This window comes from Algibacter sp. AS12 (assembly GCF_046736315.1).
Taxonomy (GTDB): Bacteria; Bacteroidota; Bacteroidia; order Flavobacteriales; family Flavobacteriaceae; genus Algibacter_B; species Algibacter_B amylolyticus.
The window spans coordinates 3,548,782-3,562,736 of record NZ_CP151841.1 but is presented as its reverse complement, the minus strand read 5'-3'; the positions used below and the strand labels follow the sequence as shown (position 1 = coordinate 3,562,736).

Annotated in this window: 6 protein-coding genes; all 6 read right to left on the bottom strand. The window is 35.0% G+C overall.

Going from position 1 to position 13,955, the window contains the following annotated elements; genetic code table 11:
* Nucleotides 1-60 precede the first annotated feature (60 nt).
* The 6 genes from AAFN75_RS14520 to AAFN75_RS14495 all read right to left on the bottom strand — a co-directional run bounded on the left by AAFN75_RS14520 (nucleotide 61) and on the right by AAFN75_RS14495 (nucleotide 13,951).
* Entirely contained in the window at nucleotides 61-1,062 is a 1,002-nt protein-coding gene (locus tag AAFN75_RS14520) for a TlpA family protein disulfide reductase (RefSeq protein WP_411807013.1), read from the bottom strand.
* A gap of 28 nt (nucleotides 1,063-1,090) precedes the next feature.
* Nucleotides 1,091-1,537 carry a protein-disulfide reductase DsbD domain-containing protein gene (locus AAFN75_RS14515; RefSeq protein WP_411807012.1) on the bottom strand — a complete coding sequence of 149 codons (447 nt, stop codon included), beginning with the start codon at nucleotides 1,535-1,537 and terminating at the stop codon, nucleotides 1,091-1,093.
* 159 nt (nucleotides 1,538-1,696) lie between these two features.
* Entirely contained in the window at nucleotides 1,697-3,934 is a 2,238-nt protein-coding gene (locus AAFN75_RS14510) for a TonB-dependent receptor (protein ID WP_411807011.1), read from the bottom strand.
* A 135-nt stretch (nucleotides 3,935-4,069) separates the two neighbouring features.
* Nucleotides 4,070-4,534, bottom strand: coding sequence for a hypothetical protein (locus tag AAFN75_RS14505; RefSeq protein WP_411807010.1), 465 nt, complete (start codon nucleotides 4,532-4,534; stop codon nucleotides 4,070-4,072).
* Between the two features lie 183 nt (nucleotides 4,535-4,717).
* A complete protein-coding gene (locus tag AAFN75_RS14500; protein ID WP_411807009.1) occupies nucleotides 4,718-5,701 on the bottom strand; it encodes a type IX secretion system membrane protein PorP/SprF in 984 nt (327 codons plus the stop codon).
* A gap of 3 nt (nucleotides 5,702-5,704) precedes the next feature.
* Nucleotides 5,705-13,951, bottom strand: coding sequence for a T9SS type B sorting domain-containing protein (locus tag AAFN75_RS14495; RefSeq protein ID WP_411807008.1), 8,247 nt, complete (start codon nucleotides 13,949-13,951; stop codon nucleotides 5,705-5,707).
* Nucleotides 13,952-13,955: the final 4 nt, after the last annotated feature.

Here is a 13,955-nt window from a genome sequence, read left to right as displayed (position 1 = left end):
TGTCAAAACAGACCACGTTATTTCCAGTCTATTTTAGAGTATTCTCAGGTATATTATTTTTTAAATCTCTAACCTATCAAAAATCTTAGTTAATTGTTTACTGGAGGGTCTAGGTGCATTATCGTTAACAACAATGCCATTTGGGTCGATTAAAATAAATCTAGGTATGGTGTTTACTTTAAAATCTCTAGCAAATTTTTGATCGCCTTTAGCGTATAATTGTACACCAGTTAATTCTTTTTCTTTTACCATAGCTTTCCACTTATCGTAAGCATTAGGGCTATCTAAAGAAATACTAACAAAAGCTATATTTTTACCATGATATGCTTTTTCTACACGTTTTAGCGCTGGTATTTCAGCCTTACAAGGTCCACACCAAGTCGCCCATAAATCGATATAAACATACTTTCCTTGTAAATCATCTAAAGATGTGCTACCGCCCGCATAATTTTCGTAATCATTAAATTTTGGTGCAGCCTTTCCATTAAATAATGACGGTTTATTATTTTTATTATACTCCAGTTTTAGCTGCTCTTTTAACATACCAAAACTTATATTTTCGTTTTTAACAAAAGTGGCATCAACATTTGGCACTGCAGTTAACAGGCTTTTAAATTCTTCAATACTTGAATTTAGTTTATTTTCAAATTCTATTTTACTACTAGCCATTAAATCATCATAATCCAAAAGACGCTCTTGTAACAATACTTTTTCGGCTAAATAATTATTAACGTCTTCCCCTATGCCTTCAAATTTTATAGTTTCATCAAATTTATTGGTATCCATGGTGAGCCTTAAATCGTAACCATTTTCTAAATACACATTGGCTTGCTCCTGTCCATCAAACAACACATAATTTCCAGATGCTACTTTTAAAGTATCGGAAAACGTACCATCTGGATTTACTTTTATCGATTTTATAATAGCGTTTTGAGCCACCACTAAAGAATCGGACGTTGGGTTTGTAATTTTACCAGAAAGCGTTACATAATCTTTCTTTTCTTCTTTGTTACACGATACAAACGCTATAGCGATTAATAATATACAGGCAAGTTTTTTCATAGTTAGATATAAATTGATGATGTAAAATCTATTGAATTTTAAATGTAAGGTTTTCTGGATCGGGCATAATACACTGTTTATCATCGCAAACCATATACTCTATTTCGGTTTCAATGTTAAAAGGTGGGTTCTTTTTTAGCTTAATACGTTGCTTGAATTCGGTTTTAGTTTCAAAATATTTAACCTTCATATTAAAAGTTGGATCATCAACTGTTACACCTACTTCTTCTTTAGTATTCCCTTTTTTTAAATAATGACCATTACTTACAAAGCTAAAAATTGTGGGCATTGGTCCGCCTTCTGGAACGGTTTGCGAATATAAATGCCATTTGGTATCAATGTTAGCAATAGCGATTAACTCATATTCAGAATCCGATATCTTTTTTACATCGGTTGTCCATTTAACAGGTTCTAAAATTTGCGCAAATGAATTTACAGTAAACAACAACACTATAACAACAACTAATTTTTTCATAATTATATTTTAAATAAACGCATTTTAAACCATTTACAAAAATAACAAGAAAGTAAATGGTTTTAGGTGTATATGGGAACTAAAATCCTCACTAATTATTGCTGTAAATACAAAAAGCGCACCATAACGGTGCGCTTTCTATAAAAATATTATTTTTTTTTAGAATTTAACTGATATTTTTCCTCTTAAAAAAAATGGAGCTCCTGGTGTAAAGTGAATTTCTTCAACAGGATTAGGTTCGTTAAACAATCTACTTTCTGTAGCAAATTGGGTTTCGTTCCATGCGCTATCAAATAGATTTTCTACAATAACCCCAAACGTCCAGTTTTTAAGCGTGTAATTAAGGTTTAAATCAGTTATAAAATAGCCATCGGCAACTATAGAAATATCTTCGTTAGCTGCCCTATCTCCTATCATTCTGTAGCTAATTCCTCCAGAAAAATTATTCCAATCTTTAACATTTAATCCACCCGAAGATGTAAAATCTGGTGCCAAAGGAATGTAATCTTCTCCACTAGCTTCTTCGCTACTTCTTGCATATGTATAATTAACATCGGTATTAAAAAACACATAATCATTTAGTTGATATTGCAGTCCAAAATCGACACCAAAACGTTTTGTTTTTCCGCTAGGCTCCACAATTCCAGCATCTCCAACGTAAACAAATTCTTGTTGTAAAAATAAGCTCCAAAGTGCCGCATTAATAACTAAGCGATCTGCAGGTTTAGAAATAATTCCTAAATCTGTACCAAAAGCTGTTGGTAAAATATCCTCACCATTATTAGCAGTTACAACTCTAGTATCATTGGAGTGATACCCTAATCCGGTTTTTGCAAACCACTGTAGTTTTGATGATGGTGCGTAAATAAAATTCAGCTTTGGGCTTAGTAACACTTTGTTTTCACTAGCACTATCGTAAGTTTCGGTTAATAAATTTTCGTAATCGAAATTAAAATAATCCAAACGTAAGCCAGGATTAATAGTCCATTTATTTTTCTTGTACGTTATATTAGCATATGAAAATCCGTTTAACTCATCTACATTTCCAAAGGCTAAGCGCTCTAATAATTCTTGTCTATTTTTGGTTCTAGATAGTTGCACATCATTAACATCATCATATCTAAAACCAACACCTAATTCGTACTTTAATTGCGCGTCGTGATCTTTTAAATGCAATGTATGCTCGTAAGCCGTTTTAGCACCAACTATGGTTCTGTCTTCATATTGACGAATTTGATCGCCGTTTACCTCATCTTCCAAAAAGAAGGTAAAGTTTGAAAACAACTCAAAATCGTATTTAGAAATATAAGCAGATGTTTTAATAGCCGAATGCTCATCCAACTGTTTTTTATGATTTAACCAGATATTTGTTCGGCTTGTGTTACCACCTTCGGTATCATCAATAGCACCAAAACGTCCAATTTGACCACTTTCTACGGCACGAACAGGAATTTGCCCAGAGGCATCCCATTTACTTTGAAAATGAGACATAGATAAGGTTAATTCTTGATCTATATAATTATTAGAATTATAACGCCCCATGATGTTGATACGATTAAAATTTTGAGGCGAATCGAACACACCATCAGACAGCATTACTTCTGATGCTAAATAAGCCGAACTATTTTCGGTATCTACCAACTTAAGCATACTTAAGGCTCTAACCGTATTAAACTGACCTGCTTCCAGCGAAATAACATTATTATCGATGGATTTTTTAGTATTAATATCTACATAGCCTGCGGTGTTAAAGTTTCCTTTATCTGCATAATAGGTACCTTTTCCAAAATCTATATTATCGATAGTTTCTGGAATTATAAAGTGCATATCGGCATAGCCTTGTCCATGTGCATGCGATACCATATTTACTGGCATACCATCAACATCTATAGCGATATCGGTACCATGATCAATATCGAAACCTCTTAAGAATATTTGTTCGGCCTTACCACCTCCGGCATGCTGACCAATAATTAATCCTGGTATTTTTCTTAAAATTTCTTGAGATGTTTTTACAGGGTTTGTTTTTAAATCGACGTTTAAAAAAGTACTTAAAGTATTCACTTTTGATACTATTAAAACTTGATCTAAAGAGGCTTTAGAGATTAATAGAAACACATCGATATTACTATCTAAATGACTTTCATCTATTATTAGCTCTTGATTTTCGAAACCTAATTGATAGAAGTAAATGACATCGTTAACCGAAACATCATCAATTTCGAAATAGCCAGAAACATTTGTATACGTATAGTTACCTGTGGTTTTATTGTACACTCCAACGCCTTGAAGCGGTTTATTACTTTCCTCTGAAATAACTGTTCCACTTAGCTCATGAGCATAACTTTGCCCAACGCTAAAAATGAATAACAGTCCTGTTATTATATTTTTTAACATTATTTAATGTATTGCACTCCCTAGGACCATTAATAAAAGTATTAATTCCCTTAGAAGTTGATAAGTAAAATTTGATTGTTTTTTTAATTATAGTTTGCGTAGTAGTCTCATAAAAATGAATTACAAACTAATGTACTAAACGTATTGTGGTGGTTCTATTAAACCATTAATATAGCCTTTACGAACTTTTTGTTTATTGAAATTAAATGCAGACTGCCCTTTTAAAGACCAATCTAAATTTTGAATTTGGTAATATTTATTAGTCTCTAAATGTTTATCTAATTTGAAAGTTACTATTTCAGATTTTTTTGAATCGCTTTCTGAATTTGAACTTTCTAAAACGGAATCAATAACCTCTAAAATTTCATGGCTATGCGTTTCCGTTACCGCATGTCCTGTCCGGATATGATGATGGTCGTGATGATGCTCATGACTATGATGCCCCGAAAATAAAGTAGAAGCTTCAATACTATGAGATATGGTGTGTAGTAATTGACTAACCACATAATGCGAAGGTCCAAACACATAACATAAACTCATAGCTATTACGGCTATCTTTATAAAAAAAGAGTTTAATATGTTATGCGTAGTATTATCCATTTTAAACGTTGGCTGTCATTTTTTCCACTGCATTTTCACTTGAAAACACTTTAGATGTATACGACTTTGTAATACTAACGAAAAAAAAAGAATGTCGGTTTTAAAAAACTCTAAAAAAAAACTTAAAATTAAAAATAAATAACTGTTTACACTTTTAAAAACCTCAGCATTTTGAAGGCTAATCTACTTTCTAATAGCACTTTGGGTACACGGACAATTACTAATATTTTGTAAAAAGTTTAGCCCAATAGTTACCACATGTGTACCAGAATTATAAGCAGACAACTCGTTTGTAGTCACTTGGTAGGCATAACCAAAGTAAAATATTGATTTTTGAAAACCTACCATAGGTCCAATATTTAAGGGTTTAAAAAACTGATCGTTTAAGAATCGATAAGAAATTCCAGCCCAATAGTAATCGTAGTTTCTGTTATATTTTCTAAACTTAAAATTTAAATCTGTACTAGAACGCCTATCGCTACTAAACATTTGGTAATAGATTGATGGCTCGTACTCCAACCCACTTTTTTTAGGACCTTTAAAAATATACCCCGAATACACTTGGTAATTTAATAACAAGTTTGGTTCTGCTATCCTTATGTTTTCATCTATTTTTTTCTCTAAAATATTATTGGCATTAATACTTAAAAATGCGCCTTTATACCTCAGCAAAGCTCCAACATCAAAATTACTGTTAGATGTTCGTCTGTCGTCTGTAACAAAAGGATCTATAATAGGGTTTTCGTAAGTAGTATTAAAATTATCAATATCAATACGAAAATTATTAACGTTATATGAAATACCAAAAGACAGGTATAATTTTTCGTAATAATCCAATATTAAATGGTGTGCAAACGAAATTTTACCACCAGTTTGTATAGTATTTCCGTTTCTATCATTATAAAATGAAAATCCAAGACCAGAGCGATCTGCTATTCTAACATCGGCATAAATAGATTGATTATCAGGTGCGTTTTTAATTCCTACCCATTGTGTTAAACCGTTTGCTCTAATTTTTAAATTATCGCCAATACCGGCGTAGGTAGGCGAAACAACAAAATCATTATCGGCTAAATATTGTGTAAATACTGGCAAATTTAACTCTTGGCTATAACTGTTAGAGATAACCATGAGAAGCAGAATTATATATAATTTTCTTAGTTTCATAATTTATCTATACAGTGTAAAGTGTCCAACAAATTCGCGTTTATTTCTAGGTTCATTTAGCTTAACTAAATACCAGTAATCGCCAGAAGGTAATTCGATACCACCGTATTTACCATCCCACTTTTCGCCTACCCTTAAGGTTGCTATTTTTCGACCGTATCTATCAAAAATATCGAAGGTTAAATTTCTATATTGACTAGAACAACCAGGTCCCCAAGTATCTAAATTACCGTCGCCATTAGGTGTAAAGTAATTTGGAATACAAACATCAATAAATTCGAAAAATCGCGTTGCTAATACTTCGCAACCATTATCATCAATTACAGTAACCGTATAATCTCCTGACTCGTAAATTAAGAAGGTATTTTCGGTTCCATTTGATTGTCCGTTAAATATAAATTCATAAGGCGGTTCTCCTCCAGATGCCACCGCAACAATTTCGTTTAAACCGCCATCTTCAAGCACTAAAGCTAATGGCTGAAAGGATTCAATTTCGAAAGGTATATTGTTATTTGTAATTTTAACACAATCATTAGGATGGCGTACAGCAATACTATGGTCTCCCGTACTTAAGTTTTCGAAAACACCAGTTCCGGTAGCAAAAGCACCACCATCTAAAGCATATTCTAATACCGAAGTATCTGTAATACTATCATCTACCGTTATAGTTACAGTATTGGTTACTGTATTTGTGCCCGTAGCATCATTAATACATCCGTACTCAATTTCGGCTTGCGGATCTAAATTAACAGGGTCTGCCAACGGAATTGAAAATGGACTATCGCCACCACAATTTCCACTATCTAAAATATACACCATTTTCTCACCGCCTTCCAAGTCTTCAAACGTATACGTGTTTTCGCCAATTGGTAACGCTATATACGTAATATCGTCTAAACTTACGCTAAATGGAGGATCTCCTCCTAAAATTTCAACAGTAAACGATGCAGTTTCATCATCAACACAAGGTGCTTCACTGTCAATAGTATATCTAAATCCTAAAGGATCTGGTTGATCGATATCAAAATTATAAGTTACATAACAACCTTGTTCATCTTGTACCACAATATCATAATTTCCTGGTGCTAAATCTTCAACAGTTTCAACATTAAAAAACTGATCTAATTGTGGAGAGATTGCATACTTAATGGTTCCTGTACCGCCAGTGGTTGTAATTTCTAACATACCGTCATTCTCACCATTACAAGTCACGTCTATTGGATTAAATACAACCTCGAGTAATGTTCCTGCATTAGTTATTGGTGCATTTGATGATACTTCTAAACAATCACCACTTTCAACTTGAACGCGGTAATTTCCAACCGGAAGATTCGTAAACACCCCTGGACTATCTTGTGTAGCTCCAGTAATATCTGTTCCTGATGCATCTTGTAACGTGTAGATATAGCTACCTAGGCCACCTTCCGCGGAAGCGATAATAACACCATTATCATCTCCGGCACAATTAATTGTAGCGTTAGTAGTATCTAAATTAACTATTAGCGTTGGCAGCGGGTCTATAGTAATCTCGTTCGATACATTTGCTGAACAATTATTAGCATCGCGCACGTAATACATAAAAGTCCCAGTTGAAACTGCAATAGTAATAGAACTTGCAAAAGAACCTAAAATACTTGCAAACGATGCTGTATCGCTATACTCGTAACTACCTGTTCCGCCAGAAGCACTAAGCGTTAAAGTACTTTGTGTGGTACAGGTTTGAGAGGTTGTTTTAACCAAACTCGCTTCTATTTCTGTAGGCTGCGTAATAACAACATTTGTAGATGTAAACTCACAGTTATAGCCATCGGTTATAACCACATTATAAGTACCAACACTTAAATTATTAAATACTGGTGAGGTTTGAGGTCCTGAAGTACTTACCGTTGGCGTTAGCTTATTAAGTGTATAGGTGTAATTGCTACCTTGCCCACCAGTTACGCCACTTACAGTAATAGTTGCATTAGCATCGCCATAACAAGCCAACATACTTGGGGTCGCTGTAATTGTAGCATCTATATCTACTGGAAAATCTAAAACAATAACTTCTGAATCTATACAACCACCAGCATCTCTTACATTAACGGTATAAGATCCTGCAGATAAGTTAGAAAATGTACCGTTTGGAGAATAAGCAACCGATGCTGTTCCTGTTAACTCATATTCTAAGGTTCCCCAACCACCTGTTGCTGTTGCAGAAATGGTTCCTTGACCATCATCGCAAGTTACGTTAGATGTTTCTAGGGCTATTAAATTAAGCCCTTGAGTTGGCGATGAAATTATAACTGTACTATCTGCGGAACAAAAAGGACTCGCTGATTCTGTAATAACTACAGAATAGGTACCTGCTACCAGGCCATTAACCACTTCTGGATTGGTTGATGTATTAGCGCTAACTACTCCTAAAACTGAAGTAGATGAACTATCGAAAACCTCATAAGTATAAGCTCCAGAATACCCACTTACATTTAGTTCGAATGAACCAGAATTACTTCCAAAACAGGTTACCGCTGTTGCTGTGGTTGTTATACTAGGTTGCGTAGCTTCTGGCATTACTATGGTGACATCTTCAACACAACCCGAAATATTATCGGTTACAGTTACAGTAAAGGTTCCTGAAGGCACTCCAGAAAACACATTCCCTAATAATGAAATTGAAGATGGATTTGGTGCAATAGCATAGGAATAAGCCCCTGAACCTCCTGCATCGTTCATTATTATTTGTCCGTCGTCATTATTACAAGTTGAAAATACTGTGATATCTGGTAATACATTTAAAGGCGCTTGAATATCTACTGAAACCATATTACCACAACCATTTGCATCTTGAACCTCAACAGTATGTGTTCCTGAAGGTAAATTTGAAATAGTAAAAGGAGCCGTTTTAGTTTGAAAAGCACCACCATTAATACTATAACTATAAGGTGCAATACCTGACGTTGATAAATTTACATCGATTTCGAACTGACCATCGACTGCTGTACATTCGTTAGTTGCTACAGCTGTAATAATAGGTTCTGGGTCTGCATCTAATACAATAACTGGTGTGGTTTGTATACAACCATAAGCATCTATAGCATGAACGTAATAACTATTTGCATTGGCATTAAACGAACTTACAACGTCCCATAAAGGATCTGAAACTGCAGGTGGTGTTGCCGATGTAGTTAATTGATATGAATAAGGAGGCGTTCCATTTGAAGCTATAGCACTAATAATTCCGGAATTAGGAGTACAATTTGCATTTTTATCTACTGAAGCTGTTAGTGATAATGCTACTGCCGATTCACTTATTTCAAAAATAGCAGAAGCCGATTCGCAACCATCAAAAGTACCAGTACCATTTTCTGTAAAACGGATATAATATTCACCTACCGATAAAGTTCCTGGTGATGGTGTTGTTATGGTTGTTGGACTACCAAAGGTTACACCTACATTAATAGGACCTTCTATTAAAGCATTAGTGTAAGCCCTGTATATTTCGTAATCTACAGAAGTTGTTGTGCTGTCAAAATTATCGATAGTAAACGTTACACTACCATTATCTTCACCTTGACACCTTACGCTATTAGGTACTACAGTAGAAGTTAGTGATGATGCTGGTGCAATAGCGGCATCTGAAGATTTCACATAATAGCAGTCGGTTACCAAATCGTGAACAACAAAAGTATATACAACACCTGGTGTTAAATTAGTAAAGGTTCTTTGGTTAGGAAAACCAATATCTGCTGGCAAATAAATTGATGTATATGGCGCCGAATTAAATTCTAAAATACCAAACTCGTAACTTCCACTTCCAACCGCCGAAATAGCTTCAACAACCGCAGTTCCTCCTGTTGTACAATCTGGAACAACGGTAGTTACATCAATTAACAAATCGGAAGGCGGCGAAGCCATAACAACCTGTCTTGTATAGCTACAGCCATTAGCATCTATAGTATTTACTGTATATGTTCCAAAATTAATAATACTAAATGTGTGATTTTCGTTTGTAGTTGCAACATATGGGTTTCCAGGAATAGCATCGCCAAAATTATTTGTAATGTAATAGGTAAATGGCGCTGTACCTCCTGTAACGTTTTCTACGGTAATTGAACCTAAACTAGAACCTCCAGGATTATTACAAGTTATATCAACCTTATCAATATCAAAATCTATTGCATCTGGTTCTAGTATTGGTAAGCTTTCGGTATCTATACAAGAATTACCATCCGTTAAGGTTATGGTATAGACACCCGCTGTTAAACTTGTTGTTTGCGTACCGTAATCTGTTGCTGTAGTCTCGTTATACACGTTAATAGTGAAAGGCGCTGTACCAACCGAATTGTTTATAGTAATATCAATTGCAGCATTACTATCGTCATGACACAAAATAGGTCCAGTTTGTATCACTGAAATAATTTCTGGTAATGAAATGGCATTTATTGTTTCTACTGAAGACTCTGCCATACAGCCATTAGCATCTGTAATTTGAAATTGATACGTACCATCGGTAGCTACCGCATAAGTAAAAGCATTACCGGTAACTGGGTTAGCGCCACTAAATGCCCCACCATTTAAAGAAACAGCATAAGTAAACGGTGCGGCACCATCTGTAATTGTTCCCCTTATACCACCATCGGGAGACGCTGTACAATCTAAACCTTTTGTAATTACAGTTTCTATAAGTACAGGATCTAAGGGTGCAATACTATACGTTTCGCTGTAGGTACAACCATTAGCATCTCTTACTTGAAAGGTGTAAGCTCCAGAAACTAACCCGTTAAAAACGTTTGAAGTTTGGTATGGCGTAGCCATTGCTGTTGGTGCGATAATCTGATATTCTAAAGTTGGTGCTCCTCCTGTTGTTGAAGTAATTGTTACGTTTGATGTTAATGCAGGACAACTTAAAGCTGTAGCACTAAAATCCATATCTGTAGGTGGATTTAAAGCATGAATAGTAATTGGAGCCGCAATAAAAGCACAGCCACTAGAATCCCTAATAGTTACTGTATATACCCCTTCAGTTAAATCTGTAAACGTAGTAGCGTTTTGGAATGTTACACCGTTTAAGCTATATGAATACGGCGCTGTTCCTCCAGAAACTCCTGAAACCATAATTACGCCATCTGAAAAACAACTATAAGGTGTCGTTAAAGCAACTGTTCCTGTTACTGTAGCAAGTGTATCTATGGTAACACTCTCGGTATTAGTTATACAAACCTCTGAACCTAAAGTATATTGAACTAAAGCTTCGTAAGTGCCTTCAGCTAAACCTGTAAATGTATTAGAGTTTGAGTATGTTAAGCCATTATCAATACTATATGCTAAGGTATTTCCATTAGCATTGGTAACGTTAAAGGTTATACTACCTACATCTCCTGAATCTGAACATGCAATATCACTAGCATTAACTGTAAATTCTGGAGGAAGAATAGCCTCGACCGAAATAGATGTTTCAGTTATACAGTTATTAGAATCTACAACACGAATATTAAATACTCCGGAAGCTGTAACAGGTATTGTTGGCACCGTTTGAAAATCGGCCGCTCCATTTACAAAATAAAAATATGGGGCTGTTCCTCCTGTTGGGTAAACGGTAATTTCACCATCAGTACACGTTAACGGCGTTGTAAGTGCCGAAGTTGCTTCTAAAACATCAGGTTCAATAATTTCAATATCTTCCGTGTAAGTACAACCATCTTCAGTAGAAACTTCTACAGTATATAAACCGGGATTTAAATTAGAAAACTCGTAATTATTTGGTGTTATAGGCCCTACACTATTTACTAAAGTACCTCCACTTGAAATGGAAAAATAGTATTGCGGTCGCACATCATTGGCCGCTAAAGAAATACTTCCTAAATCGCCATTACATAAGGGTTGATTGACAACCGTAGAAACTGTAAAATCTGTTTGGCGTATCTGTACATCTGGAACCGTAAATACACATGGATTTGGGTCTACTCCTATTTGTTTAATGTATACGGTATAAATACCCGCTGTGTTTACTGAAAATGAATTACTCGATTGATAATTTACATTATCAATACTAAACTCGTAACCACTAGGTACACTCCCAACAACAATCTGCCCTGGAGTTGTACAATAAATATCTCTAGACGTTACTGTAGGCTCTAGTAAATTACTATAGACATTAAAATAAAACTGGTTAAAACAACCACCATCGTAATTTAAGGTTAACCTAAATTGACCTGCAGTATCTGCTAAAAAGTTAGGACCTGTTTCTACCTGATTCCAGGTACAAGCAGCATCTTCGTTAGCGCAGTTCGGATTCACTTCAGCAGTACAACTACTTTCATCTAATTGTTCCCAAATAATTGAAGTAGTATCTGTAATATTGGTTTCTATATATCTTGGACCATTTGCACCACACAAAAATATATTAGGTAATTCTTTTCCATCATTAGGACAAATAACAACTTCATCGGCAAAAGGAACCACAGGATTAGTAACTCCTGCTCCAAATGTAATAACCTCAAATTCTTGTTCTGTAGATTGACAAGGCGCTACAGCTGTGTTGTTTACATAATAAGTACCTGTTTGGGTTACTGTAATAGATTGTGTAGTTCCTATTATTGGTGTTCCTGACGGACTTGTAGACCATGAATATGAATCGTAACCACTACCCGATGTTAAGACCGTACTAGCACCACATAAAATAACTTCCTCTTCAAAAACGCAATCTATATCTGCTAAAAAATTAGTAGCTCCTGGAGTTAATAAACACCCTGTGTTTGTATTAAAACTAGGATCGTCTGATATTGTAAAGGTTGGATTAAGCGTTCCGTTATAAGTTGAAAATGCTTGATTACTAATAATATTTGAACACGCATCATTTAATAAACTACAAGTTGAAACCACTGTAACTTTAAATCGAATTTCTTGAATAGGATCATTTTCTTCCACCACAGAATTATCAACACTAAAAACTAATTCTCTAGTAGAAGGATCATAACTCTGTACAGACACACCTGTTGGCAGCAACCCAATATCATTAGGATAATTAAAAACCACATTCGTTGGAAGGATATCTCTAATTATAAGATTTGTTGCATTGTCATTTCCTGTGTTTTGAAAGCCTAAGACATAATTTAATTCGTCTCCTAAATTTACTAGCATGCCTCCAATATCATTACCAGCAGCATCTTCAACAATTTTGGTTAAAACGATATTCGGTTCTATAATATCGACTGCTAAAGAGAAGAAATAAGGAAAAAAAGTATCTCCACTTGTTTCTAAGCGCACTGTTGCCGATGTCGCATTATTTGCTATGACTGAATTAGAAGGATTAGGAACTACTATAACTCCGGTATCAAATCCCAATGTATTAGTGCTATTAGGATTTCTATTCGTTACAGGTAAAGCGCTTAATTGAGTAACCGAACTATTAAAGAAGTTCGTTTGAGGACGATCGACGGTTGATAAATTCAAACCATTTAAAAGTAATTGATCGCCAAGTATAGGGCTATCTCCTTCTAGCGTTGCAAAAGCAAAATTTGCTCTAACCGGTGCCGGTGCAGGAACGGTTCTAAAGCCAGTAACAGGAACATCTAGCGTTGCATTACCACCCGCTAAACTTATAGCGCTAAATCCATCAAAACTAGTAATAGATTTACCCGGTAATGTAGGATCTTCGTATACAATGTAAAGCGACCAACCGGCCGAATTCCCTGTACCATTTCTTGGCGTAAAATTAGCTGTTTCTCCCTGTAAAGAAGATACATTTGCCATTGTGTAAGTACCTAAATCTGTTGCTAAAGAAGTTACAATAGAGGTTACATCGGCAAAACAAGCATATGGAAAACTATCTCCATTATCAACCGAAGTGCCATTGGCATTAAAGATAACTGTACCTGTAACATCATGGTAGCCTCCCGATGGACCTTTAAATTTAACGTCTGTTATAGATTCATTTCCGTTAGTAACGGCTCCCCAGTATAAACCCGCATGTATAATTCTATAACATCCCGGATTCGGAATTGTTAAATCTGCACTAGATGAACTAAATGTTGAAGGATCGCCATCTATATCGATATAAACCATGTTAACATCATGATTGTAAATACCTGCATTATTAAACGCATCGTTACCTGGTCCTAAAATATTATTACCTATTAATTGGATATCTCCTTTTAAATCTTGATTAAACCTTGGCGAAAAAGGCACAAAGTTTTGGGCATACAACGGTGTACTCATAGCGAGTAAAACTAAAAAAATTCCAATGTTTTTAATTGTAGTTTTTTTCATGTTG

Coding starts and splice junctions, on each gene's coding strand:
- AAFN75_RS14520 (WP_411807013.1), bottom strand. CDS start 1,062: ATGAAAAAACTTGCCTGTATATTATTAATCGCTATAGCGTTTGTATCG.
- AAFN75_RS14515 (WP_411807012.1), bottom strand. CDS start 1,537: ATGAAAAAATTAGTTGTTGTTATAGTGTTGTTGTTTACTGTAAATTCA.
- AAFN75_RS14510 (WP_411807011.1), bottom strand. CDS start 3,934: ATGTTAAAAAATATAATAACAGGACTGTTATTCATTTTTAGCGTTGGG.
- AAFN75_RS14505 (WP_411807010.1), bottom strand. CDS start 4,534: ATGGATAATACTACGCATAACATATTAAACTCTTTTTTTATAAAGATA.
- AAFN75_RS14500 (WP_411807009.1), bottom strand. CDS start 5,701: ATGAAACTAAGAAAATTATATATAATTCTGCTTCTCATGGTTATCTCT.
- AAFN75_RS14495 (WP_411807008.1), bottom strand. CDS start 13,951: ATGAAAAAAACTACAATTAAAAACATTGGAATTTTTTTAGTTTTACTC.